21 protein-coding genes and 1 other RNA gene are annotated in these 23,674 nt (G+C 58.0%); 10 read left to right on the top strand and 12 right to left on the bottom strand.

Annotated elements, in window-relative coordinates; genetic code table 11:
* Positions 1-384 (bottom strand): nucleotide pyrophosphohydrolase, encoded by a 384-nt coding sequence (locus tag OK411_RS04670; RefSeq protein ID WP_264364508.1) that lies wholly within the window; start codon positions 382-384, stop codon positions 1-3.
* Positions 385-939: 555 nt separating this feature from the next.
* Here OK411_RS04670 and OK411_RS04675 point away from each other — a divergent pair.
* From OK411_RS04675 to qatC, 3 genes are read left to right on the top strand one after another with little or no spacing between them, the layout of a single operon-like run.
* Positions 940-2,736, top strand: a complete 1,797-nt coding sequence (locus OK411_RS04675) for a KAP family NTPase (protein ID WP_264364509.1) — start codon at positions 940-942, stop codon at positions 2,734-2,736.
* Positions 2,736-3,488, top strand: coding sequence for a hypothetical protein (locus OK411_RS04680; RefSeq protein ID WP_264364510.1), 753 nt, complete (start codon positions 2,736-2,738; stop codon positions 3,486-3,488). Before OK411_RS04675 ends, OK411_RS04680 begins: the two co-directional genes overlap by 1 nt.
* Positions 3,467-4,795: a Qat anti-phage system QueC-like protein QatC gene (gene qatC / locus OK411_RS04685; RefSeq protein ID WP_319636903.1), complete on the top strand. Its 1,329-nt coding sequence runs from the start codon at positions 3,467-3,469 to the stop codon at positions 4,793-4,795. Before OK411_RS04680 ends, qatC begins: the two co-directional genes overlap by 22 nt.
* Before the next feature lie 87 nt (positions 4,796-4,882).
* On the opposite strand, the gene ssrA is transcribed toward qatC, so the two are convergent.
* The 8 genes from ssrA to OK411_RS04725 all read right to left on the bottom strand — a co-directional run bounded on the left by ssrA (position 4,883) and on the right by OK411_RS04725 (position 13,840).
* Positions 4,883-5,271: a transfer-messenger RNA gene (gene ssrA / locus OK411_RS04690) on the bottom strand.
* Between the two features lie 95 nt (positions 5,272-5,366).
* Positions 5,367-5,642, bottom strand: a complete 276-nt coding sequence (locus OK411_RS04695) for a hypothetical protein (protein WP_016771781.1) — start codon at positions 5,640-5,642, stop codon at positions 5,367-5,369.
* Positions 5,643-5,848: 206 nt separating this feature from the next.
* Positions 5,849-6,130, bottom strand: coding sequence for a hypothetical protein (locus OK411_RS04700; protein ID WP_016771780.1), 282 nt, complete (start codon positions 6,128-6,130; stop codon positions 5,849-5,851).
* 112 nt (positions 6,131-6,242) lie between these two features.
* Positions 6,243-9,053 carry an FAD-binding and (Fe-S)-binding domain-containing protein gene (locus tag OK411_RS04705; RefSeq protein WP_264364512.1) on the bottom strand — a complete coding sequence of 937 codons (2,811 nt, stop codon included), beginning with the start codon at positions 9,051-9,053 and terminating at the stop codon, positions 6,243-6,245.
* Positions 9,050-9,721 carry a LutC/YkgG family protein gene (locus OK411_RS04710; protein ID WP_136491922.1) on the bottom strand — a complete coding sequence of 224 codons (672 nt, stop codon included), beginning with the start codon at positions 9,719-9,721 and terminating at the stop codon, positions 9,050-9,052. The genes OK411_RS04705 and OK411_RS04710 overlap by 4 nt, the downstream gene beginning before the upstream one ends.
* Positions 9,718-11,175: a LutB/LldF family L-lactate oxidation iron-sulfur protein gene (locus OK411_RS04715; RefSeq protein ID WP_041477924.1), complete on the bottom strand. Its 1,458-nt coding sequence runs from the start codon at positions 11,173-11,175 to the stop codon at positions 9,718-9,720. The genes OK411_RS04710 and OK411_RS04715 overlap by 4 nt, the downstream gene beginning before the upstream one ends.
* Entirely contained in the window at positions 11,172-11,996 is an 825-nt protein-coding gene (locus OK411_RS04720) for a (Fe-S)-binding protein (RefSeq protein ID WP_016771777.1), read from the bottom strand. The genes OK411_RS04715 and OK411_RS04720 overlap by 4 nt, the downstream gene beginning before the upstream one ends.
* Before the next feature lie 149 nt (positions 11,997-12,145).
* Entirely contained in the window at positions 12,146-13,840 is a 1,695-nt protein-coding gene (locus OK411_RS04725) for a lactate permease LctP family transporter (protein WP_122601818.1), read from the bottom strand.
* Between the two features lie 263 nt (positions 13,841-14,103).
* Here OK411_RS04725 and OK411_RS04730 point away from each other — a divergent pair, with 263 nt between their 5' ends.
* The gene (locus OK411_RS04730) at positions 14,104-14,871 is read left to right on the top strand and encodes an FCD domain-containing protein (protein WP_016771775.1); all 768 of its coding nucleotides are present in this window, start codon (positions 14,104-14,106) and stop codon (positions 14,869-14,871) included.
* A gap of 135 nt (positions 14,872-15,006) precedes the next feature.
* Here the strand turns inward: OK411_RS04730 and smpB are convergent, their stop codons facing one another.
* The gene (gene smpB / locus OK411_RS04735) at positions 15,007-15,489 is read right to left on the bottom strand and encodes an SsrA-binding protein SmpB (protein WP_007953781.1); all 483 of its coding nucleotides are present in this window, start codon (positions 15,487-15,489) and stop codon (positions 15,007-15,009) included.
* Positions 15,490-15,608: 119 nt separating this feature from the next.
* On the opposite strand from smpB, the gene OK411_RS04740 reads away from it, so the two are divergent.
* From OK411_RS04740 to OK411_RS04750, 3 genes are read left to right on the top strand one after another with little or no spacing between them, the layout of a single operon-like run.
* Complete coding sequence (locus OK411_RS04740; RefSeq protein WP_186568016.1) at positions 15,609-17,012, top strand: sodium-dependent transporter; 1,404 nt, start codon at positions 15,609-15,611, stop codon at positions 17,010-17,012.
* A gap of 7 nt (positions 17,013-17,019) precedes the next feature.
* Complete coding sequence (locus tag OK411_RS04745) at positions 17,020-17,454, top strand: type II toxin-antitoxin system RatA family toxin (RefSeq protein WP_016771773.1); 435 nt, start codon at positions 17,020-17,022, stop codon at positions 17,452-17,454.
* Positions 17,447-17,761, top strand: coding sequence for an RnfH family protein (locus OK411_RS04750; protein WP_136491924.1), 315 nt, complete (start codon positions 17,447-17,449; stop codon positions 17,759-17,761). The genes OK411_RS04745 and OK411_RS04750 overlap by 8 nt, the downstream gene beginning before the upstream one ends.
* A gap of 61 nt (positions 17,762-17,822) precedes the next feature.
* Here OK411_RS04750 and OK411_RS04755 read toward each other — a convergent pair whose 3' ends face one another.
* The gene (locus tag OK411_RS04755; protein WP_016771771.1) at positions 17,823-18,350 is read right to left on the bottom strand and encodes an outer membrane protein assembly factor BamE; all 528 of its coding nucleotides are present in this window, start codon (positions 18,348-18,350) and stop codon (positions 17,823-17,825) included.
* A gap of 97 nt (positions 18,351-18,447) precedes the next feature.
* Here OK411_RS04755 and fur point away from each other — a divergent pair, with 97 nt between their 5' ends.
* Complete coding sequence (gene fur, locus OK411_RS04760) at positions 18,448-18,852, top strand: ferric iron uptake transcriptional regulator (RefSeq protein ID WP_016771770.1); 405 nt, start codon at positions 18,448-18,450, stop codon at positions 18,850-18,852.
* Between the two features lie 76 nt (positions 18,853-18,928).
* Here the strand turns inward: fur and recN are convergent, their stop codons facing one another.
* Positions 18,929-20,602: a DNA repair protein RecN gene (gene recN / locus OK411_RS04765; RefSeq protein ID WP_136491925.1), complete on the bottom strand. Its 1,674-nt coding sequence runs from the start codon at positions 20,600-20,602 to the stop codon at positions 18,929-18,931.
* 240 nt (positions 20,603-20,842) lie between these two features.
* Here recN and grpE point away from each other — a divergent pair, with 240 nt between their 5' ends.
* On the top strand, positions 20,843-21,409 hold the full coding sequence (grpE, locus tag OK411_RS04770; RefSeq protein ID WP_039759570.1) for a nucleotide exchange factor GrpE: 567 nt from the start codon (positions 20,843-20,845) through the stop codon (positions 21,407-21,409).
* A 102-nt stretch (positions 21,410-21,511) separates the two neighbouring features.
* On the top strand, positions 21,512-23,428 hold the full coding sequence (gene dnaK / locus OK411_RS04775; protein WP_024011565.1) for a molecular chaperone DnaK: 1,917 nt from the start codon (positions 21,512-21,514) through the stop codon (positions 23,426-23,428).
* The last annotated feature ends 246 nt before the right edge of the window (positions 23,429-23,674 follow it).

The following is a 23,674-nucleotide window of genomic DNA, read 5'->3' on the forward strand; positions in this document are numbered from 1 at the left end:
TCAGAGGCGGTCGTACTTTTTGCTGTTGCTTTTGGCTTTATCCACGGGATATTTCTGGCCGTTCGAGGCGAGTTTCCGTGTCGCCGCTTCGTTGAGGTCAACGCCGAGTACGCTGCTGAGGCGAACCAGATACATCAATACGTCCGCCAATTCGTCCTTAACGGCTTGGCCGATTTCGGGGTCTGTGGCGGCGGAGATCGAATCGGCATCGCTCATCCATTGGAAAATCTCACACAGCTCTCCTACCTCGCCGGTGAGAGCCAAGATGAGATTTTTGGGGGAGTGGAACTGCTGCCAGTCGCGATCATCTGCGAAACGCTGAAGGGACGCGGCAAGCTTCACTACGTCGACCAGTGGGGCGGATGAGATGTCTGATTCGCTCACGGGCTATCTCTCGGGTATCAATGAGGGCAAAAAAGGGCGTATGAAATCCCGACGTGGATTGTAAGAGTTTTCGCTGTTTGCGGAGGTATTTTTGTTTTTCTCTTACCTACTGTCGATGGCCGAATTGCTTGCCAACGCTCGCTATATTCTTTGAGCACGACGAAGTGGGCGGGATAGCAGGTCTCCCACGCGAAGGAGGCTCTATCAATCATCTCTTGCTCATGCTTGCTGGGCGCGCAGTGTGAGAGGTGGCGCCATGCCTTTGGTTTATTGTGGAGTACCAGCGTGACCGCCGAGACCGTGGTCGATAACTAAGCTCATCTTGGTGAGCTTCGTATCCGTTACTGCGTAGACGGAATGCAGAGCGTCGCGGCCAGTGAGCGTACGACTACAAAGGCCCGACAAGCTGATAGGAAGGGATTAGCACTAGATGTCGAAATAGTGGCATTGAATCGCTTTTTAACGAATGATGGCGATCATGAAGGTGATGTTGCGTGTCTGTGGCAGCAAGCCCAGCTCGTAAGCAAGGGATGGTCCGCAAGCAAGGAGGCTCTCATGTGGGCTGATATCGATACAAAAAACGATTTTCTGAATTACTCAGAAGTGGCCGATCTTGTTGTGGACGTCATCCGTGATCCGTCCATGCGTCCGGTTACCGTAGGCGTGTTCGGTTCCTGGGGTACTGGGAAGTCCACGCTGCTCAATCTGATCGAGCATGGACTGAACCCTCCTCAGGGAGCGTCTGAATTCGTTGTCGTTCGTTTTGACGCCTGGTTGTATCAGGGCTTCGATGACTCCCGCGCCGCACTGATGGAGGTCATAGCCTCCACCCTTATCGACGCCGCCGAAGAAACCAGCTTTCTACCTGAAGCGAAGAAGCTTTTCGCGCGGGCCAATAAAATGCGAATGCTTGGTCTCATGGTCGAAGGCGGAGCGCTTGCTTTGGGTATGCCTGCTTTCGGTTTTGGTGCGAAAGGGGTGGAAGCTCTGGGGAAGCTATTTTCCGGTGAAGCGGATCATGACTCGTTAGGAACTCTCAAAGATGAAGGTGGTAAAGCGAAGGACAGCTTTACCGGGCTGCTTGGCCCAGAAAAGCAGCAAACTCCCCCCAAACAGATTGAGGCGTTCCGAAAGGAGTTTTCAGATGTCCTCATCGGTCTCGACAAAACGTTGGTCGTTTTTGTCGACAACTTAGATCGCTGCTTGCCAAAGCAGACGATCCACACCTTGGAGGCTCTGCGTCTATTCCTCTTCATGAACCATACGGCTTTTGTCGTGGCGGCAGATGAGGAGATGGTTCGCCATTCGGTCAGTGAGCATTTCAAAGAGCCTGGTGATCGTCATGTGACCGATTACTTGGACAAACTTATTCAAGTGCCTGTTCGTGTGCCAAGGTTGGGTGTTCAGGAGGTTCGGGCGTACCTATTTATGCTGTTTGCCTCGGCCGGTAACAAGGTCCCGGCCGAGCGCACCGAGGCGTTGAGAATCGGGCTTGAAGATAACTTGCGTAAGGCATGGAGAGAAGAGCCCATCAGCACAGAGAGGGCCTTAGAGTTGCTGGGCTCTAATGTGCCAGTGGAAGTTGCCGAAGCTTTTCCGATTGCTGATCGAATTGCGCCGATGCTCGCAAGCTCCAGCTCCGTGTTGGGTAACCCTAGAATCGTGAAGCGTATGCTTAACGTCGTTCGAATGAGGGTACGGGTAGCGGCACTGCGTGAAATGCCTGTAAACGAGGCATTAATCGCCAAGGTAGCTCTTTTTGAGCGTTGCATGGAGGAGAAAGCGGTCGCCCATCTTTATTCGATGATAAATGTTGCTGCCGGCGGCAAACCTGAAGTGCTGGCCGAACTGGAGGGACTACTGGAGGACCCCTTGAAATTTGCGGAGGCTTGTCCGGACTTATGGACCAAAGTAGACCTCGTGCGAGATTGGATAAGGCTCGAACCGCAGCTTTCGACTGTAGACCTTCGTCCGGTCGTTTATCTGAGCAGGGAAACCACTCCTTTACGCGTATTGCGCGCAGGTCTTTCTGCTGATGCGGCTGAAGCGCTTGCTGTGCTCAAACGGACGTGCAACACCTCGTCACCTTCTGCAAAAGCAGCTCTACAAACCCTATCCGGTGGTGAGCACACGGCCGTCATGACCCAGTTAATTGAATCGATGCGGTCGCATTCTGAGTGGACTAGCAAGCCAGTTGGCTTCGACGGTGCGCAGTTGCTTGCCGAGAGGTCACCAGAAGCCGGTGCGCTGTTATCGGACTTCATTCACACCGTAATGCCGGACAAAATTCGGCCTTGGCTCAGCAGCAAACTTAAGGGTGCGAGCTGGTACAAGGGGCGGGAGAAGAAGTAATGGGAACCTCAACGTCAAGCAAAGGGCCAGGGGGTAATTCTCCATTTGTGCCTGGTTGGGTGGACACCGATGGGCAGCAGGTACCCGACGCTCCTCCGCAGCGATTTAAAGACTTCCGCACAAACCTGGGGAGATTCGTCTCGACAGGAGACGGTGACTACCTTCGCTCTGCGATAAGCAGCTATGCAGGCGGTGCAACCGGTGGCAGTGGCATTGGACCTGCCCGGTTTGGCTCTATGGCCGGAGCCGGTGGAGCCCTATTTGGTGCGATGGCCACATTGAGGGAAGGGCATTCCCCTCTGGGGCTGGATCTTGTTGCGTTGAACGGCCAGGACACGGACATTGCTATCGACATGATCGTGCAGGCGCTTGCCACTGAGGACGGCGATTCTGATCGCGTTCGGGTTGCGATGAACGAGGCGCTATCTGAATGCCTAGAGGGTTACCAAGAGTTTGATTTCGCGAGCATTACTGACGAGATGCTTGTACAGATGATGTTGGTGTACGTCACCAAATGTGTGTTTGGGCAAGTGGTGCTCGATTCGAACGATGCGTTCGCAAAAGCTGAATCACCTGGCCAAGTCGAGCAGGCCGAGAAGGAACTGTATTCCCTCGTTGAATCGGTGACCGACAAGCACATGCGTCCTTTGCTGGGAGGTAGTCTGAAAGCGTTCTCCGGCAGTCAAATTGAAAAGATTCAGATGGCCGCCATTCGCGAAGTATGGACCGAATGGGAGGCATACCAAGAGTGACAGACCTCATTTTTCATCACGAAGCTGATCAGCTTCGTTCGCAAGCGGTTAATGAAATTCCCGTACTGATGTATGGCAGTCGTCCTCCTGCGCGGGGCACTTGTTCTATAGGGGGGCCGGTTCGCGCCGCAGTGAGGCGTTTAGGTGCTCCGGTTAGTAGAACCGGATTTGATTTGTTGACCATAGCCATGGCTGTAACGGCTGCGGATACTTTTGTAGATAAAGCGGAGGCCGATGATGGCTGGGCGCGGGACCTTCGTTTGTTCGTCCCTATCGCTGATCCGCAACTTTGGCAGCCCGCGATACCGCTTTTACAGAAGGCTTTGCATTTTTTAAGCGGCGATCTTTGGGAGATCATCCTATTGCCTGATGGACCCAGACAGCTCACGTCTCAGAACCGTGGTCGCATCACCGTTATGGCCGGCCACGATTGCGTCAGTTTGTTCTCGGGGGGAATGGATAGCGGCATTGGAGCGTTGAATTTATTAGCAGAGGGCAGGCGCCCATTGTTGATAAGTCATGCATATCGAGGAGACTCGGAAAAGCAAATCATGGTTCGTGATCATCTGCCGGTGGAGGTCTCAAGATTCGCTGCGGTGGCAAATCCGGTGTCCTTGACTGGGAGAAAAACCGATGTGCAGATGCGCACTCGAAGCTTCAATTTTCTCGCCTATGGTGCACTGGTTGGAGCCACACTGGCGCAGCTACGAGTCACTGGCACACCAGTAGAACTTTTCGTTCCCGAGAACGGGCTCATTGCGCTGAACCCTCCAATGACTGCTCGCCGCATTGGCGCGTTGAGCACTAGGACGACGCACCCACATTTTTTGGGCCTATTCCAAAAAATCCTGGATACGGTCGGCCTGCCTGTACGAGTCGAGAATCCGTACGCGCTTCAGACGAAGGGAGAGATGCTTTCTGGGTGTTTAGATCAAGCGAGTTTGAGGGTCCTGGCATCGGAAACGGTATCGTGTGGTAAGTGGAAGCGGACACACCAGCAGTGTGGTAAGTGCGTCCCGTGCGTCATCCGACGCGCCTCGTTCCACGCTGCCGGAATGACGGACGGCACCGCGTACCATGCCAGAGGAGCGGATCTGACTTCAGTAGTTCGGGATGCGAATGCCAGAGATGATTTGATGGCCATGATCCTAGCGGCCCGCAGATTGCCTGCAGAAGATGTCGCTAAATGGGTGCGTCAATCCGGTCCGCTTCCGCTCCACCGCCAGTCTCGTGATTATTTGATAGGCGTGGCAACGAGAGGCATGGGAGAGGTTAGAAACTATTTATCGTCTCTCGGTTTGCTTTGAGCGGGGAGACTACGGCGCTGCCGCGCTGGTTTTTTACCGATCTCCAGGCACAAAAAAAGACGCCCTAAGGCGTCTTCTTCATCGAGTTGGTGGAGCCGGGGGGATTTGAACCCCCGTCCGCCAGTACTCCGCTGTCGGTACTACATGCGTAGCCGTGTCTATTAAGTTAACCCTCAGCGACCCGACGGGCAGGGTGCTTTGGGCGAGTTGTGTAAGTTTTAGCCGCTTCGTCCACAACGTACTGCACGGCGATTCTGTTCTATATGACAATCATTTCGGGTTTACAGACATCCCCTGATGATTGCTGGACCCGAAGGTACCAGGAGCATTGTCAGCTGCAATTAAGCAGCGAGAGCAACACCGTATTGGTCGTCATTGGCAACTATAAGTAGTTGCAACAGTGGATTTACGACTTCTGTTACCAAGTCGGCATGCACCTAGAGTTTCGCAACCGGCGTCGAATCCTAAACGGCCCCGAACTCATTGCCCGGTGAATCTGTTCGGGCAACAAGCGTGCACAGTGTACGTCAAAACGCTTGGCAGGCCAACCCGAAGGTTGGCCTGCGCGACATCAGTTACGCGTCGGGTTACGGATCTGCATCTTGCTGATGATGCCGTTGGTAACCTCGATGCATTCCTTGTCGTTGCCGGACGCCTGGGCCGCAGTGGCTTTTTCCTGTGCTTCCTTGATGTTATTCATGGAGCTTTCAGGAAGGGACGGCTGGCTGGTGACGAAGTCTTTGATGCTTTGAAGATTCCCGGCACAAAGGTCTTTGTCGGCCGCGAACACCGGCGAGGCCAGAAGTGCACCAGTGATAAACAATCCAGCAATTGCAGAATGCTTCATGGGTATCTCCTTGAACGATGGGGGCTCGGTGCTGCCGGACGGTCTGGCCGCGATGCCGAGGTCAAGACAAGCGAGGTCAGTATAGGACCTGTCTGGTTGACCGCTTCGCTGCGCAGGAATTCGGTTTTATTTGCAACGAATGTCAAATGGCCAGATCGGTCGACCAGGTGTCGATGCAGCCGACCTGTAAAAGGTCGGCGCATGAATCATTTTTTGGTGTCACCGGTAGCGTTTTGAATGTCCAGCAGGGTTTGCTGGGTTTCAGCGAGGCAGTCGTCAATCTTGCCTTGTGCTTTCAGGGCGCGGGCTTTGCTGACACTGGCCGAGACGCGCGCATTCAGATCCGGTGACGTCTGGTATTGAGTCTTGGCGCTATCGATTCTCTGCAGATTGGCATCGCACAAATCGGCGGGTTTTTCAGCGGCGAACGAAGTGGACGCCATCATCGAGGCAGTGACAAACAGACCTAACATTACAGAGCGGTTCATGTGTATCTCCTTGAACTGAGGGTTCAGACTTCGCTGACCGTTGAACAGGCCCCGAATGGTCCGGGGCATGTGCAGTGGACTACCGCCTCGCTCAAGGGTTCTGATTTTCTCTTCAGCGGACTTTGGCCTGTGTCACCCGATCCACCAGATAAACCAGCCCGTGGTAGTCGATTCCACCGTGCTGGGTCAGGCCGATTTCGCACGTGCGGCTGGTGGAAATCCCTTCGCTGCAATGCTGCACGGCGTCCTTGAGCGTACGCAGCGAATGGCTGTTCAGCTCCGGTGTGGTGAAGCCTTTGTCGCCGGCAAATCCGCAGCAATGTATGCCTTCAGGAATCACCACGGTGTTGCTGCATTTGCGCGCCAGATCGATCAGCGCCTGGCTTTCGCCCAAGTGTTGAGTGCTGCAGGTCACGTGCACGGCAATCGGCGCTTCCTGGGGTGTGAAGTCCAGACGATCCAGCAGATGCGTACGGATGAAGCGCACCGGATCGTACAGATCCAGTCGTGTTTCGCCGATGTCCTGAACCAGTCGCAACGTACACGGGCTGGTGTCGCAATAGATCGGGTCAAGGCCGCCGCGACTGGCGTGGAGCAGGGCGCTGATCAGCTCCTGGCGTTTGTGCTCGGCCTGTTCGGCGTAGCCTTTGGAGGCGAACGGCTGACCGCAGCAGAGGTTGTCCTGATTGTCGGGAAAGACTACCTGGTAGCCGGCCTTTTCCAGCAGGCCACGGGTTTTGTCGTACAGCGACATCTGTTCTTTGTCGCCCGCCGCCGGGCCCATGACCCGCGAGACGCAAGCTGCCAGATAAACCACGCGCGGGCGCTCGTCCGAAACGCTCGGGCTGAAGCGAATGGCTTTTTCCGGCTGTGGCATGGCGTTGGTCCACAGCGGCACCTGGCCTTTGGACAAGCGCGTCAGCGTCGCCGACAACTTCGCCAGACGCGGCGCCCCGAGCATCATCCGCGCGCCGTTGGCGACGTGCAGGGTGAAGCGCGCGCCTTGCAGGGTCTTGGCGAAATTTCCTTCGATCCAGTCAGCGGTTTTCTGATGCGTGGCATGTCGGCCACGGAGTTTTTTCACCAGCTCGCCGGTGTTGATCCCTACAGGGCAGCGTTGCGCGCACAGACCGGTCGCGGCGCAGGTGTCGATGCCTTGGTAGTCGTAGGCTTTTTCCAGTTCGGTGGTGTCGACGCCGGCACGTTTTTTCGCCTGGATATCGCGCCAGATGACGATGCGCTGGCGCGGGCTCAAGGTCAGGCCTTTCGATGGGCAGACCGGTTCGCAGAAACCGCACTCGATGCACTTATCCACAATCTCGTCAGCGGCCGGCAGCGGTTTCAAGTGCTTGAGGTGAATCTGCGGATCTTCGCTGAGCACCACGTCCGGATTGAGAATGCCGTTGGGGTCGAGCAGGCGTTTGAGCTGCCACATCAGTTGGTAGGCGTCGCTGCCCCATTCCAGTTCCACGAACGGCGCCATGTTGCGGCCGGTGCCATGTTCGGCCTTCAGCGAGCCGCCGAACTCCACGGCGACCAGTTGCGCGACGTCGTCCATGAACGCTTGGTAGCGTGCGATTTCTTCCGGGCTATTGAAGCCTTGGGTGAAGACGAAGTGCAGATTGCCTTCCAGTGCGTGTCCGAAAAGGATCGCTTCGTCGTAGGCATGTTTGTCGAACAGCTCGATCAGGCGATTGACGCCGATGGCCAGTTGTTCGACCGGGAAGGTCACGTCTTCGATGATTACTGTGGTGCCGGTTTTACGCACAGCGCCTACGGCGGGGAAGGTGTCTTTGCGGATGGCCCAGAGGCGGGCGTTTTCCACCGGGTCTTCTGTGAAGTCGACCTGCTTCTCGACGGGGAAATCGCACAGGGACGCCATGATTTGCGCCAGTTGTTCCTGCAGCAATGTCGACGAAGCGGCGCGGGACTCGATGAGCAGCGCGCAGGCATTTTCCGACAGAAGCTGTACGAAAGCGGGCATGCCTTTTTTGTCCTGCACCGAGCGCAGACTGCGTCGGTCGAGCAGTTCCACGGCGGATACCGGTTGGCTTTTCAGCACGGTCACCGCGTTGCAGCAGGTTTCGACATCGGGGAACACGATCAGCGCCGAGGCCTTGTTCGGGTGATCAATGACGGTGTCGAAAGTCACCGCGCTGATGAAGCCGAGCGTGCCTTCGGAGCCGACCAGCAGGTGGCTCAGGATATCCACAGGCTCGTCGAAATCCACCAGGGCGTTAAGCGACAGGCCGGTGGTATTTTTCAGACGGTATTTGTGGCGGATTCTTGCGGCCAGTTCGGTGTTGGCGCGGGTCTCGCGGCCTAATGTCGCCAAGCATTCGAGCAGGTCGCCCTGGCTGGAGCGAAATGCCGCGACGCTGGCAGGGTCTTCGCTGTCGAGGCGCGTGCCGTCGGCCAGCACCAAGCGAATTCCGGCCAAAGTGTGATAGGTATTCTGCGCGGTGCCGCAGCACATGCCGCTCGCGTTGTTGGCGACGATGCCGCCGATCTTGCAGGCATTGATCGACGCCGGGTCCGGGCCGATCTTGCGCCCGAACGGTGCCAGCCAGGCATTGGCCTGCGCGCCGATCACGCCCGGTTGCAGGCGGATTTGCGTGCCCTGGCCGCGAATCTCGCGGGCGTTCCAGTTATCCCCAAGCACGATCAGCACGGAGTCGCTGATCGCCTGCCCGGAAAGGCTGGTGCCGGCAGCGCGGAAGGTCACCGGCACCTTGTCGCGCTGGGCCAATTGCAGCAGCGCCACGACTTCGTCTTCAGACTCGACGCGGATCACCAGTTTCGGGATCAGCCGATAGAAACTGGCGTCGGTGCCAAAGGCCAGGGTCGACAGCGGGTCGTCGAAACGCCGGTCTGCTGGAATCAGTTGCTCGGCATCACGCAGGAAAGCGGAAGGAAGACTCATTGATCCTCCAGAATCAGCACGACCAGATCTTTCGGGCCATGCGCGCCATACGCCAGCACCTGTTCAATATCGGCGGTTTTCGACGGGCCGGAGACCAGCAGCGCGTTGGTCGGCATGCCTTGCGCCCATTCGAATTCCTCTTGCACCTGATAGAAGTTGTCGCGGATTTCGCTGGCCTTGAGCAGGGCGAAATGCACCGGCGGCACCAGGCTCATCAAGCGCGGTTCTTCACGGGTTGGCCAGATGATCAGGCTGCCGGTCGCGGCGATGGCACCGAGGGTGCCGGTGAGGCTGGCCGGGGTGTCGTTGAACAGCTCGGCTTTCCACTCTTCCATTGGCCGGTCGTAGGACTTCAGTGCTGGCAGCTCGGGATTCTTCGCCCAGTGCTGTGCGATGCGTTGCCCGTGCGGCGTATTCGGTGCGATCAGCAGGCTCGGCAATTGGCGGTCGCGCAGCAGTTGCGCCAGTAATGCCGGCCACTCGGCGCCCGAGGTCAGGTGGATCTCGGTGTGCACCGCCTCCATCAGTTTGCGCAGTTGCGGGATGCGTTGCTCGGCGCTGTAGGTGTAGGGCTGGGTGACCAGATCGACATCGAAGTTGTCGGCAATTGGCGTGGTGCCGGTCAGACTTTTCCGCAGTTTGCCGAGGATATTTTGCTTGGCGCTCATCGACGCTCTCCCTGTTTGGCCAGATGCTCGCGGGCCATGTCATGCAACGAACGCGCGGCGGGTTTTGGTGCGCTGTGATTCTGCGTCCATGGGCCGACGTTGCTCGGCGTAAGGGCGCGCAGGCGCGTGGCGAAAAAAGCGAACAAGCGGTACAGCGTCGGCGAGCTGTTGAGTCTGGCCCAGGCGTTCCAGATGAAGCGCTCCTTGCGCGAATATTTGCTGCCCTGGCCGCGCATCACCTGATTCGGTGCGTCCGGAGCTTTGACGTTTTCCTCGCGCAGACGGCGCAGGATGGCGGGGATCGGAATCTTCACCGGGCAGACTTCGCCGCAGGCGCCGCACAATGATGACGCGCTCGGGTGGTCCGGAACCTTGGCCAGACCGACCATGTGCGGGGTGATGATTTTGCCGATCGGCCCCGGATAGACCTCGCCATAAGTGTGGCCGCCCACTCGCGTGTAAACCGGGCAATGATTCATGCAGGCGCCGCAGCGGATGCAGTTCAGGGTCTGGCGCAATTCACTGTCGGCGAAGGCTTGGCTGCGACCGTTGTCGAGCAGGACCAGATGCACTTCCTGCGGGCCATCGAGTTCGTGTTCCTTGCGCGGGCCGGAGATCATGTTGACGTAAGTGGTGATCGGAATGCCCAGCGCCGAGCGCGTCAGCAGTGACAGCAGCGGCACCACGTCACGCAGGTTTTCCACGACTTTTTCGATACCGGTCACGGCGATATGCACCGGCGGCACGGTGGTGGTCATGCGCCCGTTGCCTTCGTTTTCCACCAGCAGCAGGGTGCCGGTTTCGGCGACGGCGAAGTTGACGCCGGAGACGCCGATGTCGGCTTCGAAGAATTTCTGCCGCAGGACCCTGCGACCGATCTGAATGAGTTGGTCAACGTCCTTGGTGTATTCCACGCCAAGTTTGTCGTGGAACAAGGACGCGACCTGACCGGCATTCTTGTGGATCGCCGGCATAATGATGTGTGAAGGCTTCTCGTGGTCGAGCTGGACGATGTACTCCCCCATGTCGGACTCCAGACATTCAATGTCCCGAGCCTCGAGGAAATGGTTCATCTCCATCTCTTCGCTGACCATCGATTTGCCCTTGATCACTTGCCGCGCCTCGTGAGCGCGGATGATCGATAAGACGATGCCATTGGCCTCGTCCACCGTTTCCGCCCAGTGCACTGTCACACCGTTGCGGGTCAGGTTCTGTTCCAGTTGCTCGAGCAGGTCGGGCAACTTGGACAGCGCGCGGGCCTTGATCGAATTGCCCAGTGCGCGCAAGTGTTCTCTTTCGTGGGCATCGCTGAAAGCCGCTGCCCGCTTGGTCATCAGTGAATCCATGGCAGTGCGGAAGTTGTTCCGCAGCTGCTGATCACCCAAGGCATTGTGTGCCCGGGTGCGGAAATCTTCTTCTACGGCAACCGTAGGAATAATCGTTGAGGTGCTCATTGCGCACCTCCGGTTCGCTGCCAGAGGAAGCTCGCCAGATGTTGCCCGCGTAACGCTTGCTGCTGTTTCTCCAGCGCGCCGTTGATGTTCATCAAACAGCCGCAGTCGGCACTCAGTACCTTGTGTGCGCCGGATTCTTTCAACGCACGGGTCTTGTCAGCCACCATCGCGCCGGAAATGTCTGGCATACGGACGCTGAATGTCCCACCGAAGCCACAGCATTCGCTTTCGTGGTCGTGGTTGACCCGCTCCACATTGCTCAACTGCGCCAACAACTCGCGGCCGTGCAGGTGGGTGTTCATTTCGCGGCGTGCCGAACACGAGGTGTGCAGCGCGACTTTCACCGGTTCGCCGCTGTCCTTGAGCTGCACCTTGCAGACGAACAGCAGAAACTCGGCCAGTTCATAAGTGCGAGCCGCAAGGGCCTGCACTTGTTTCAACGTTTCCGGCTCGTCTTTGAACAAGTCGGCGTAATGCTCGCGCAGCATGCCGGCGCAGGAACCCGACGGCACCACCACCGGATAATCGCCGGCAAACAACGCCAATTGCGAGCGCGCTACCGTCCGCGCCTGCTCGGTGTAGCCTGAGGTGTAGGCCGGTTGGCCGCAGCAACTCTGCCCTTGCGGATACTCGACCCGAATCCCTTCGCGCTCCAGCAGATGGATCGCGTCCATCCCGGCTTCGGGGTAGAACAGGTCGACCACACACGTGCCGAACAGGTAGACCCGCGACGGTTTCTCGCTGGGGTATTGCCGAGGTTCGGGCAGTGGCGGTGCCACGCGGGTCGCGTTCGGCACAGCGTTGTAAAAAAGCTCGCTCATCAGGCGTGTCTCCGGGTGGGCCCGGTTATCCGTCTGCTGCGGCTGCCGAATATAAAGCGCATTGCTTTCAGCAGCCTTACAGACCCGGTGGTGAATTGCTGACGCCGGATCACGGGCCGGCGTCGGTTATTTCCGTCTTTCTTGTAGGTTTAGTGCACCAGCATGCCGGTGAACCAGTAGGCCTGAGCCAGGGTGATCAAACCGACAATCGTTGCAAAGAATAGGCTGTGCTTGAGGGTGAAGCGGAACAGATCCGATTCCTTGCCGACCAGACCGGTCGCGGCGCAGGCCACGGCGATCGATTGCGGCGAGATCATCTTGCCGGTCACGCCGCCGCTGGTATTGGCCGCCACCAGCAAAGTGTCGTTGACGCCGATCTGGTGTGCGGTGGTCGCTTGCAACGAACTGAACAGCGCGTTCGACGAAGTATCCGAACCGGTGAGGAACACGCCCAGCCAACCGAGGAACGGCGAGAAGAACGGGAACGCGGCGCCAGTACCCGCCAGCACCAGGGCCATGGTCGACGACATGCCGGAGTAGTTGGTGACAAAGGCGAACGCCAGCACCATGCCGATCGACAGGATTGGCCAGCGCAGTTCGTAGAAGGTCTCTTTCAAAGTGGTCAGACCAGTTTTGAAATTGATCTTCAGCACCAGCATCGAAATCAGCGCGGAGAAGAAAATCGCCGTGCCGGTGGCGGAAATCGGATCGAGCTTGAACACCGCTGGAATGGCAGTCGGATTGGCCACGATCGGCGCAGTCTTGATCACCAGTTGATCAAGGTGCGGAATCGCGAAGTTGAACACCCAGCCGTACATCGAGCCGCCGGCAGCGAACATGGCTTTGAAAGGCTTCAGCGTCCAGATCGTCACCAGCACAGTGAGGATCAGGAACGGCGACCACGCCTTGAAAATTTCCCCGAGGCTGTAGGGCGACGCGACGGTGGTGCGCTTCTGGCCGAAACCGCCGACGCTGGCGCTGACCACCGAAGCCGACACGGCGCCGACGATGTGCTGGCCGGCGGCACGGCGCGGTTGCCAGACCTTGAGGAACAGGGTCAGGGAAATCAGGCTGGCCAGCGCCGAAGTGATGTCCGGCAGTTCCGGGCCGATGAAATTGGAGGTGAAGTATTGGGTGATGGCGAAACTCAGACCTGCCACCAGCGCGGCCGGCCAGGTTTCGCGCACACCGCGCAGGCCGTCCATCATGAACACCAGCCAGAACGGCACGAACAGCGACAGCAGTGGCAGCTGGCGACCGGTCATGGCGCCGATCTTGAAGGCGTCGATGCCAGTGACCTGGCCCGCCACGATGATCGGAATCCCCAGCGCGCCGAACGCTACCGGCGCAGTGTTGGCAATCAGGCACAAGCCGGCGGCGTACAGCGGGTTGAAGCCCAGTCCTACAAGGAGTGCGGCAGTAATCGCGACCGGCGCGCCGAAACCGGCGGCACCTTCCAGAAAGGCGCCGAAGCAGAAGCCGATCAGCAACACCTGCAAGCGCTGGTCATCGGTGATCGACAGGACCGAGCTGCGGATGACTTCGAACTGACCGCTTTTCACCGTCAGTTTGTAGAGGAACACCGCTGCGACAATGATCCAGGCAATCGGCCACAGGCCATAAGCGAAACCGTAACCAGCGGCGGCGAAGGCCATGTCCACTGGCATCTGGAAGGCGAAAATCGCCACGGCAATCGAAAGCGCGAGGGTGATGCTGCCGGCCACATGGCCTTTGAGGCGGAACACCGCCAGGGCGAGAAAGAAGAACACGATGGGAATGACGGCCGCGAGAGCGGAGACGCCAAGGCTGCCGAGCGGACTGTAGAGCTGTTGCCAGGTTTGCATGGTGGGGTGGCCCCTAATTGTTGTTGGTCAGGCACTGTGAGCTGTCTTGGATAATTGGTAAGACCAATTTACAAGCGCTGTTGGCTAGGGTAAAAGCCTTGGTGGCGGTGTGTCAATTTGCCGCTCTGAAACTTTCGTCGAAGATGCGGTGCAGAGCGCAACTGATCCGCATTGGCGAAGTGCCGTCTGGCAGGTGTCGGCGGCGCGCGGATAGGCCAGAATAGACACCCCGGCGAGCGGTCGGGGTCGTGGAGAAATGAGTTATGGGCTTTGATCAGATACGTCAGCGCCGTTTGTCTGACGATATTGTCGAGCGCCTCGAAGGGATGATCCTTGAGGGCACGCTGAAGTCGGGCGAGCGGCTGCCGGCCGAGCGCACGCTGGCCGAACAATTTGGCGTATCGCGCCCGTCATTGCGCGAGGCGATTCAGAAACTGGCGGCCAAAGGCTTGCTGGTCAGTCGCCAGGGCGGCGGCAATTATGTGGTGGAAGGCCTGGGGTCGACGTTCAGCGATCCACTGCTGCAATTGCTTGAAAGCAATCCCGAAGCGCAACGTGATTTGCTCGAATTCCGGCACACCCTGGAGGCATCGTGCGCCTACTACGCCGCATTACGCGCCACCGATGTTGATCGCGAGCGCCTGACCGCTGCGTTCGAAGAGCTGCAGGATTGCTACTCGCGTCACGAAGAAGTCAGCCGGGCGGAAGAGGGCGCGGCGGATGCGAAGTTTCACCTGGCGATTGCCGAAGCCAGCCATAACGCGGTGTTGCTGCATACGATTCGCGGCTTGTTCGATCTGCTCAAGCGCAACGTCGTGACCAACATCGGCGGCATGTACAAACAGCGCACGGAAACCCGCGACATGCTGATCTCGCAGCATCGGGAATTGTATCTGGCGATTATCGAAGGGCGTGCCGAGCAGGCGCGGGAAGTGTCCAGCCGCCATATTCTGTATGTGCAGGAAGTGCTGGAAGAGGTACGTCAGGAGGTGCAGCGCATGGCTCGGGCGGAGCGGCGCAAGGGGATGTAGTCAGTTAGTTCTGCAAACGATCGTTCCCACGCTCTGCGTGGGAATACAGCAATGGACGCTCTGCGTCCGCGTTGTGACGCGGAGCGTCACGGGATGCATTCCCACGCAGAGCGTGGGAACGATCAGGGTGGAAAACTAATCTTCCTTGCCCTTGTTGCGCACCGCACGCTGCAATTCACGCCCGGCATCGCGCTCGCGCTCGGTGTCGCGCTTGTCGTATTCCTTCTTGCCCTTGCCCAAAGCGATTTCGCACTTGACCATGTGCTTACTCCAGTACCAGGACAGGCAGACGCAGGCGTAACCCTTTTGCTGCACGGCGGCGGCAAGCTTGTCCAGCTCGCGGCGGTTGAGCAGCAGTTTACGTGTGCGCACCGGGTCGGCGATGACGTGGGTGCTTGCAGTCATCAACGGCGTGATGTGGCTGCCGAGCAACCATGCTTCGCCGTCCTTGAGCAGCACATAGCTGTCGACCAGCTGCAACTTGCTCGCCCGTAGACTTTTTACTTCCCAGCCGGCCAGGACCAGACCAGCCTCGAACTTGTGCTCGATGAAGTAATCGTGTCGCGCCTTTTTGTTCTGCGCGATGGTCCCTGTTGGGTGTTTCTTCTGTTTAGCCATAGGGGCGGCATTATATGGAGTTGTTCGGCTGTCGGCTACGGTGTTGCTGCGTGCTTGAGCAGGTTGAGTGAATCCCGGACAATGCGGCCTCTTTTTCTAACGCTTGGGCGTGATAAACGATGTCGACAGACAAGGTTTCTGTCCACGGCAGTTGGGCTAGCCGCTGGGTATTCATACTCGCCGCGACCGGTTCGGCCGTGGGACTGGGTAGTATCTGGAAGTTCCCCTACATGGTCGGGGTCTACGGCGGCGGCGCTTTCGTGCTGATGTTCCTGGCGTGTATTGCGCTCATCGGTGTCCCGGTCATGCTCGCGGAAACCCTGATCGGCCGGCGCGCCCGGCAAAGTCCGGCGAATGCCCTGAAGGTGCTGGCACAGGAAGCCGGACACTCGGCGAAATGGTCGTGGGGCGCGTTCGCCGGGATGATCACGGCCCTGCTGATTCTGTCTTTCTACAGTGTGGTCGGCGGCTGGTCGCTGGATTACATCGTCGACATGGGCCGTGGTGATTTCCAGGGCGCGACGGCCGATCAGGTCGGCGCCTATTTCGGCAATGTCATCTCCAATCCATGGCGCCTGACACTTTGGCACACGATTTTCATGCTGCTGTCGGCCTTCGTGATCGCCAAAGGCGTGGTCGCCGGGCTTGAACGCAGCCTGCGAATCATGATGCCGCTGCTGTTCGTGATGATTCTGGTGCTGCTGGGTTACAGCATGACCACCGGGCATTTCATGGAAGGCGTGCATTTCATGTTCGACTTCCACCCGGAAAAAGTCCTCGACGGCCTGCTGCCAGCGATGGGGCACGCGTTCTTTTCGCTGAGCGTCGGCGTTGGTTCGATCATGATCTACGGCGCCTACATGCCGAAGAACACCTCGCTGTCGGGCACGGTGGTCGGCGTTGCGCTGCTGGATACTTTCGTATCGCTGGTGGCCGGTCTGGCATTGTTTCCAATTGTATTTGCTGCTGGCTTGAACCCAAGCGAAGGTCCGGGACTGATGTTCGTCAGCCTGCCGTTTGCTTTTGGTAACGTCTTTTTCGGCCAGTTGATGGGCGTGGTGTTCTTTGTGCTGGTCGCGGTGGCTGCCTGGAGTTCGGCTATTTCGCTACTCGAACCGATGGTGGCTTACCTGGTTGAACGCACTAAAATCAGCCGCATCTGGGTGACGTTCTGGCTTGCGTTCACCTGCTGGTTCGTTGGTCTGGGCACGGTGTTTTCTTTCAATATCTGGAAGGAAGCCAAGTTTTTCGTGAACGAAGGCGGGGCGTTCAGCCTCTATCAATGGGGTGCGCAGAGCGGTCTCGACTTCTTCGGCGTGATCGATTTCTTCACCTCGCGGATCATGTTGCCCCTTGGTGGCTTGTGTTTCGTGCTGTTCGCGGGATGGGTAATGGGGCGTGAAGCGGTGCGGGATGAATTGTCTATCCGTAACCCGGTTCTGTTTGCTCTGTCCCTGTTCTTGATGCGCTACGTGGCGCCTATCGGCATTCTTGTAGTCTTTGCCGCTCAGCTCTGGAAGTAACGCTTACATGACGACACATATCCAACGATCCGCGCTCCTGCCGTACCCGGCGCAATTTCTCTACGACCTGGTCAATGACGTCGCGCGGTACCCGGAGTTTCTGCCGTGGTGCTCGGAGGCTGAAGTGCTGGAAAGCTCCCCGGAACACATGCGCGCCAGTGTCGGCGTAGCGAAGGGCGGCCTCAGTCAGCATTTCGTCACGCGCAATACGCTGGTGCCGGGGCAGTCGATCGAGATGAATCTCGAAGAAGGCCCGTTCACTCAGTTGCACGGCATCTGGGTATTCAAGGCACTGAATGAAAAGGCCTGCAAGATCAGTCTGGATCTGTCGTTCGATTATGCCGGGCCGTTGGTGCGCGCTACGTTGGGCCCGCTGTTCAATCAGGCGGCTAACCAGCTGGTGGATGCTTTCTGCCAGCGCGCCAAGCAGATGCATGGTTGAGCCGGTGATCGAGATAGAAGTCGTGTACGCGGCGGTTGACCGGCAGGTTCTGCGTGCGATCAGCGTGGCTGAAGGCGTTAGCGTTCGGGCGGCGGTGCACGAATCGGGCATCGCGGCAGAGTTTCCTGAGTTGAATCTGGCGGAGTGTCCGCTGGGGATTTTTGGCAAGGTCGTGGCTGACGCGGATTCTCGCCCTGTTCAGGCGGGCGACCGGATCGAAATTTATCGACCGCTGCTGGCTGATCCCAAAGAAGTTCGACGCTTGCGCGCGGCCAAGGCTGCCGAGGCCAAAGCACGCAATTCTTGATCAGACCAAACGGCAGGCAATAAAAAACCCGGAATGTCCGGGTTTTTTATTGTCTCGCCTATTACTGCGGCGAGGTGTCCAGCGGCTCTGGTGTCGGAACCGGTACGGTTTCCACACCATCGACGTCCTTCTGGATCTGATCCAGCAAGGAGCCTGGTTTGGCTGGCTTCTCAGCTTCTGGCTTGTCGGCGTTTTCAGCCGGCGCGGTCACGGTAGTACCGCTGTCCTTGCCGAGAATGGCTTCGTCACGGCTCACGCCGGGCATGAAGTCACCGGACAGGCTGACGAGCTGGTCGTTGGAGTTGAAGATAACGCTGATTCGTTCCTGCTGGCGTTCACCGCCACCCGGTTGCAGGCTGTACAGATAATCCCAGCGATCGGCATGGAACGTGTCGGCAAGCAGAGGGTTGCCCATGATAAACCGTACTTGCGGCCGGGTCATTCCCGGGCGTAACTGGTCTATCATGTCCTGCGTGACGACATTGCCCTGCTGGATGTCGATTTTGTAAACCCCGGGGAATGAACAACCGGCGAGTGCGAGCAGTCCCACAAAGGTGAAACTGGTTAGCAAGAGCTTGGTGTTTTGCATCGGTGGGCGACTTCCACTATCTTGGCTGGGACAACGTAAACGCCGATCATACCCGCATTAAGAGAAGCTGCGAAGCAGCATCGCGAGAAAGCTGACCATGGTTGAAAATAGCGAACTACGCAAAGCCGGCCTCAAAGTGACCCTGCCACGGGTCAAGATCCTGCAAATGCTCGACTCTACCGAGCAGCGTCACATGAGTGCCGAGGACGTCTACAAGGCGTTGATGGAAGCTGGTGAGGACGTCGGTCTGGCCACGGTTTACCGTGTACTGACCCAGTTCGAAGCGGCCGGCCTCGTGGTCCGCCACAACTTCGACGGCGGCCACGCGGTCTTCGAACTGGCTGACGGTGGCCACCACGACCATATGGTCAACGTGGAATCGGGTGAAGTGATCGAATTCTTCGACGAAGAAATTGAAAAACTTCAGAAATCGATCGTCGAGAAGCATGGCTTCGAGATGGTTGATCACAACCTGGTGCTGTACGTACGCAAGAAAAAGTAAGCATGTCGCGCGAATTTCACATTCGCGAAACGAACGAAGGCGACCCAAGGGTCGCCTTCGTGCTTTCTACTATTTGTTACGCCTTGGCGGTCACCACCATTTTTTTCGCGTGAGCCAGGGATTCCTTGGTCAGATCGATGCCGCCGAGCATGCGCGCGACTTCTTCGATGCGCTCGTTCTTTGTGAGCTTGGCGACGGCGGTGTGAGTCGCCTTCTCGTCGCGGACCTTGTGCACGAACAGATGCTGATGACCTTGCGCTGCCACTTGCGGCAAGTGCGTCACGGTCAAGACCTGGCCGCGATCACCGAGACGGCGCAGTAACTGGCCGACAATCTCGGCAGTCGGGCCGCCGATACCTACGTCCACTTCGTCGAACACCAGGGTCGGCACGCGGGAGGTCTGGGCGGTAATGACCTGAATCGCCAGACTGATCCGCGACAGCTCACCACCGGAGGCAACTTTTGCCAGCGCCTTGAGCGGTTGACCGGGGTTGGCGCTGACCAGCAGTTCGACCTGTTCCAGACCATTCGGCAGCAACTCGTCGCTGCTGTTGGCTTTCAGTTCGATGGTGAATCGGCCGCCAGGCATGCCCAGGCGCTGGATTTCCTGCTCCACCGCACTGGCGAGGCTGCCGGCCGCCTGATGACGAAGGTCGCTCAGCTCGCGCGCTTTCTCCTGATAGTGGCGGGCATAGGACGCCAGTTCTTCACCCAGGCGCTCGATGGATTCATCGTTGGCGTTGAGGGTTTCGATTTCATCGAGCAGCTTCTGCTGCATCTCGCCGACTTCGGTCGGTTGAATCCGGTGTTTGCGCGCCAGGGTGTAGATCGCGTCGAGACGCTCTTCGAGGTACTGCAGGCGAGCCGGGTCGGCATCGAAATTGTCGAGGAAGCGATTGAGCTCGCCGACTGCTTCTTCTACCTGAATCTGTGCGCTGGTCAGCAGACTGCTGGCTTCACCCAGCGCACCCACCGAACTGTTCACACTGGAAAGTCGATTGAGGCTGGCGGTCAGCGCATTCAGCACATTGCCGGAGTCGCTTTCGCTGCATTGCTCGACCACTTGCCGGCAAATGCCCAGCAAGGTTTCGGCGTTGGTCAGGTTCTTGTGTTCCTGCTCCAGTTGCTCCAGTTCGTTTTCGCCGAGACCGAGGTTTTCCAGTTCTTCGAGCTGATAGCTGAGCAGTTGATGGCGTGCGCGTTGTTCGTCGCCGGAGTTGGAAAGGCGCTCCAGTTCCTGGCGAGTCTGGCGCCAGCGCTGTGCGGCCAGTTGCACCTGACGCGCCAGATCGGTCGCGCCGGCGTACTCGTCGAGCAGGCGGCGATGGGTGTCGGTCTTCAGCAGCGACTGATGTTCGTGCTGGCTGTGGATATCGATGAGCAGCTCGCCGAGGGCTTTAAGGTCGCCAAGCGGGCAGGGCGTGCCGTTGATATAGCCGCGCGAACGACCTTCCGAGGTGATGACGCGGCGCAGGATGCACGGCCCGTCGTTTTCCAGATCGCGCTCGGCAAGCCAGGCGCGGGCTTCGGGGATATCAGCAAGATCGAAGGTGGCAAGAATGTCGGCCTTGTCGGCGCCCGGGCGAACCACGCCGCTGTCGGCGCGATCACCCAGGGTGAGGCCCAGGGCATCGAGCATGATCGACTTGCCGGCGCCGGTTTCCCCTGTGATCACGCTCATCCCGCGATCAAGTTCGAGATCGAGATGTTCAACGATGGCGTAGTTATGTACGGACAGGTGCACCAGCATAAAGGCAGCTCCCAGGCTTGAGGTCTGGTTATTTATACAGTGTTTTGTTCAGGCCTGACAATGCCCGCCCTTAGCTCGATTTGCTTGATCGAAAAGTTTTCTTAGCGCATTCAAGAATGAGTATTCAGCACTTTTTTGTAGGGACAATTGTTTTCAGCCCTTGAAGCCTGATTTTGCGGCCCCATATATCGGGGCAGAAGCGCGAGTCAGGCTCGCGGACGAAATTGAAAGGAGAATTCTATGGCTGACGAACAGACAGTAGATACGCAAAACCCAGATGCCAATCAGGCGCCCGAAGGTTCGGGTGACGACCTGGCGACCCGTGTGCAAGTGCTCGAAGAGCAATTGGCCGCCGCGCAGGATCAGTCTCTGCGTGTTGCTGCCGATCTGCAGAACGTTCGCCGCCGTGCCGAGCAGGACGTCGAGAAGGCGCACAAGTTTGCCCTGGAAAAATTCGCCAGCGACCTGCTGCCGATCGTCGACAGCCTGGAGCGCGGCCTTGAGCTGTCGAGCCCGGACGACGAAAGCATCCGCCCGATGCGCGAAGGTATCGAGCTGACCCTGAAAATGTTCCACGACACCCTCAAGCGCTACCAGCTTGAAGCGATCGATCCGCATGGCGAACCGTTCAACGCCGTTCACCATCAGGCGATGGCCATGCAGGAAAGTGCCGACGTCGAGCCGAACAGCGTGTTGAAGGTTTTCCAGAAGGGCTACCAGCTCAATGGTCGCCTGCTGCGCCCGGCGATGGTCGTGGTCAGCAAGGCGCCGGCACCGGTTTCGCCTTCGATTGACGAGCAGGCTTGAAATTAGCCGCAAGGCCCCCATTTAGAAGTCAAGCGTTTAAGTGCTACCGCAGTCAGCCACCACTGCTGCGGCAACAAAATCCAAAGTTTCGGGAGAGTGAACATGGGCAAAATTATCGGTATCGACCTGGGGACTACCAACTCCTGCGTCTCCGTGCTGGAAAACGGCAAAGCCAAAGTTATTGAAAACGCTGAAGGCGCGCGTACCACGCCGTCGATCATCGCTTACGCCAACGATGGCGAAATTCTGGTAGGTCAGTCGGCCAAGCGTCAGGCTGTAACCAATCCGCACAACACCCTGTACGCGGTAAAGCGTCTGATCGGTCGTCGTTTCGACGAAGAAGTTGTGCAGAAAGATATCCAGATGGTCCCTTACAAGATCGTCAAGGCTGACAACAACGACGCCTGGGTAGAAGTGAACGGCCAGAAAATGGCACCGCCACAAATCTCGGCTGAAATTCTGAAGAAGATGAAGAAGACCGCCGAAGACTACCTCGGCGAGGCAGTGACCGAAGCGGTGATCACCGTTCCGGCCTACTTCAATGACAGCCAGCGTCAGGCCACCAAAGACGCCGGCCGCATCGCTGGTCTGGACGTAAAACGTATCATCAACGAACCAACCGCAGCCGCTCTGGCTTACGGTATGGACAAGGCCAAGGGCGATCACACCGTGATCGTTTATGACCTGGGTGGCGGTACCTTCGACGTTTCCGTGATCGAGATCGCTGAAGTTGACGGTGAGCACCAGTTCGAAGTGTTGGCCACCAACGGTGACACTTTCCTCGGCGGTGAAGACTTCGACATTCGTCTGATCGATTACCTCGTTGACGAATTCAAGAAAGAAAGCGGCATGAACCTCAAAGGTGACCCGCTGGCGATGCAGCGCCTGAAAGAAGCCGCTGAGAAAGCCAAGATCGAGCTGTCGTCCGCTCAGTCGACCGACGTCAACCTGCCGTACATCACTGCAGACGCGACCGGTCCTAAGCACCTGAACGTGAAGATCTCGCGTGCCAAGCTCGAAGCACTGGTTGAAGACCTGGTTCAGCGCACCATCGAACCTTGCCGCATTGCCATGAAAGACGCCGGTATCGACGTCAGCGCGATCAACGACGTGATTCTGGTCGGTGGTCAGACTCGTATGCCGCTGGTACAGAAGCTGGTTACCGACTTCTTCGGTAAAGAAGCGCGTAAAGACGTCAACCCGGACGAAGCTGTTGCCATGGGTGCTGCGATTCAGGGCGCTGTTCTGGCCGGTGACGTGAAAGACGTGCTGCTGCTCGACGTCAGCCCGCTGACCCTGGGTATCGAAACCATGGGTGGCGTGATGACCGCGCTGATCGAGAAAAACACCACGATTCCTACCAAGAAATCGCAAGTGTTCTCGACTGCCGACGACAATCAGGGTGCTGTGACCATTCACGTTCTGCAGGGCGAGCGCAAGCAAGCCGCACAGAACAAATCGCTGGGCAAGTTCGACCTGGCCGACATTCCACCAGCTCCACGTGGCGTGCCGCAGATCGAAGTGACCTTCGACATCGACGCCAACGGCATCCTGCACGTCGGCGCGAAAGACAAGGCTACCGGGAAGACCCAGTCGATCGTGATCAAGGCCAACTCCGGTCTGTCCGACGAAGAAATCGAGCGCATGGTGCGTGACGCCGAGGCGAATGCTGAGGAAGACCGCAAGTTCGAAGAGCTGGCCGCTGCCCGTAACCAGGGTGATGCGCTGGTGCACTCGACTCGCAAGATGGTCGCTGACGCGGGCGACAAGGTCACCGCCGAAGAGAAGACTGCAATCGAAGCTGCTGTGGTTGCGCTGGAAGCCGCCGTAAAAGGCGACGACAAGGCTGCCATCGAAGCCAAGGTTGAAGAGCTGTCGAAAGTCTCCGCTCCGGTTGCTCAGAAGATGTACGCCGAACAGGCTCAGCCAGCTGATGGCGCGGCCCCGCAAGGCGAATCGGCTGAGAAGGCTGACGACGTTGTCGATGCCGAGTTCGAAGAAGTCAAAGACCACAAGTAAGTTGTTGGTCGCCCGGTTGACTGCCTTGCGGCGGTGACTGGTAGGATGTCGCCGCGCGGGAGCTTGCCTCCCGCGTTGGCGTATCTGGAATACGTGAATTTTTACAGCATGCGACACCGTTCGGATGTTGGCGGTATGGCCGGGAATGCTCCTGCTTTTCGCGCCGCAGATACCGCATCAATCAAGACCAGGATCGTTGAATTGACGTGAGTTGGGTCCGGGCCTTAATGGGGGCTCAACGAGTTT

Origin of the sequence: Pseudomonas sp. RG1 (genome assembly GCF_025910115.1) — a bacterium.
GTDB classification, from domain to species: Bacteria; Pseudomonadota; Gammaproteobacteria; order Pseudomonadales; family Pseudomonadaceae; genus Aquipseudomonas; species Aquipseudomonas atacamensis.